4 protein-coding genes are annotated in these 2,251 nt (G+C 44.1%); all 4 read left to right on the top strand.

Features of this window, described 5'->3' with window-relative positions:
• A partial coding sequence (locus tag ACY2VW_RS13790) for a TraX family protein (protein ID WP_461878438.1) occupies positions 1-236 on the top strand: 236 nt, incomplete at its 5' end.
• A gap of 107 nt (positions 237-343) precedes the next feature.
• A complete protein-coding gene (locus tag ACY2VW_RS13785; RefSeq protein ID WP_461878437.1) occupies positions 344-859 on the top strand; it encodes a hypothetical protein in 516 nt (171 codons plus the stop codon).
• Between the two features lie 43 nt (positions 860-902).
• Entirely contained in the window at positions 903-1,703 is an 801-nt protein-coding gene (locus tag ACY2VW_RS13780) for a transporter substrate-binding domain-containing protein (protein ID WP_330422667.1), read from the top strand.
• Between the two features lie 94 nt (positions 1,704-1,797).
• The coding region (locus ACY2VW_RS13775; protein ID WP_461878436.1) for an amino acid ABC transporter permease at positions 1,798-2,251 on the top strand (454 nt) is incomplete at its 3' end.

Raw genomic sequence — 2,251 nt, 5'->3', positions numbered from 1 at the left:
ACGAACATCATGCGGTACTGATCGGTTATTTCTGTTATATTTTTCATGAGAGATGGGCACTTGGAATTCCGTTTTGTTACATCTCTATGTTTAAAGAGCCGTGGGCTCTGCTTGGATTTGGACTGACGCTTACTTACAATGGAGAGCGTGGAAAACAGAATAAGTTAGTAAATTATCTTTTCTATCCGGTGCATTTGCTGATTTTAGGAATCATAAGAATGTATCTTGGAATTTAAAAAGAGGGTGTAAATGTGAATGCATTTACGCCCTTTCGCTTCTATATTTGAGGACCTTTCATCTTAACTATAGCAAACCTCTTAAATAATGCAGTCCCTTTACAGCGGTGATAAAATATAGTGTAGGAGATGATAGTATGCTACACAATGAAGCTAGAAAACTGGTATTGGAGGCCTGGGATAAAACTCATAATGCCAGGGAAATTGCAAAATATTTTTCAGTAAATGAAAGCACCGTATACCGCCTTATAGAAGAGCATGCACGCACTGGCAGTTATGAGACCAGAACGCAGCTGAGAGGCCGGAAAACAATTCTTACAGAAAAACAGCACCACGATATTCTGGAACTTGTACAAGAACAACCAGATATCACAATGAAGGAATTTGCGAGAAACATCAAAACGGAAGCAGAGTTTCCGAACTCGCAGAGGAATATGCTTTATCGGAAAAGAGCATTCAGCGGATCCTGCGCTGCACAGCAGCAGGCGGAAAAAATACGGACTGAATACAAAAACGGAAAGACAGCCATGGAAGAACCCCCGGGCTGTCTTTTGTATTTCTGTTGCTTTTTTTCCGTTTTTCCTTGCATTTCAGAAAGATGCTGTTATAATAAGAGAAAGTGAATAAATATACATCACATGAGGAGAGAAGGAGATTATTATGAAAATGAATTTTGCAAAAAAAGCAACAGCACTTGCAATGTCTGTTTTGTTTGCTGTTTCGATGGCAGGATGCGGAAGTTCTGCATCTACCGCAAAGAAAGTAGAAGTAACATCCGTAGAGGATCTGGCAGATCTGAAGATTGGTGTACAGACCGGAACAACAGGTGATTCTCAGGCGAGCGATGCCGTTAATGCAGATTCCCAGATGCAGCGTTACAACAAAGGCGCCGATGCTATTCAGGCACTGAAAAACGGAAAGATTGATTGTGTTGTCATCGATTCCCTGCCGGCAGAAAAATTCGTTGCAGCAAACGATGATCTGAAAATTGTAGAAGGCATTTTTGATACCGAAGAGTACGCGATGTGCTTCAAAAAAGGAAATGAGTTAAGAGACGAGTTCAACACTGCATTGGCAGAGCTGAAAGAGGACGGAACTCTTGATGAGATCATGAGCAACTACATTGGTGATGAAGTCGGCCAGCATCCGTATGAGTCCCCGGCAGACGTGGACCGTTCCAACGGAACGCTTACCATGGCAACCAACGCTGAGTTCGAGCCGTGGGAGTACAAAGAGGGAACCGATATCGTTGGTATCGATGCTGATATTTCCCAGGCGATCTGTGACAAGCTTGGCTATGAGCTGAAAATTGAGGATATGGCATTTGAAACTATCCTTGCATCCGTCAACAGCGGAAAAGCAGATTTCGGCGCAGCCGGAATGACCGTTACTCCGGAGCGTGAGGAGAGTGTTGATTTCACCGATACTTACGCAAATGCAACGCAGGTTGTTATTGTAAGAAAGTAATCTAATAAGAGGAAAAAGAGCGGCTGTCCGCCAGGCAAAATGGTGCAGCCGCTCTTTTTGCAGGAAATGAAACCACAAAGGAGAGATGTATTCTATGGAAAATTTACAGCATCAGTTTAACCGCTACTTTGTAGACAACGGTGCTACAGAGTGGTGGCTGACCGGTCTGAAGACGACGCTGCTTGTCACGGTAATTGCACTGTGCATCGGTGTTGTGCTCGGACTTCTCATCGCGCTGATCCGTTCGACACACGAGCAGACCGGTAAATTAAAACTTTTGAACATTGTGGCACGCGTCTATCTGACGATTATCCGCGGAACGCCGTCCATGATTCAGATTCTGTTTTTCTATTCCGTTATTTTTGCAACCGTAAACCTGAACAATATCGTGATCGGCGGAATTGCATTCGGTATTAACTCTGGTGCGTACGTTGCCGAGATCTTCCGTTCCGGAATCATGTCTGTGGATAAAGGACAGACGGAAGCGGGACGAAGCCTTGGTTTAAATTCGGCACAGACCATGCGTCTGATTATCATTCCGCAGGCGT

This window comes from Fusicatenibacter sp., assembly GCF_977045365.1.
Note: the sequence above shows the minus strand (reverse complement) of the source record. Positions and strands in the feature narration are given on the sequence as shown.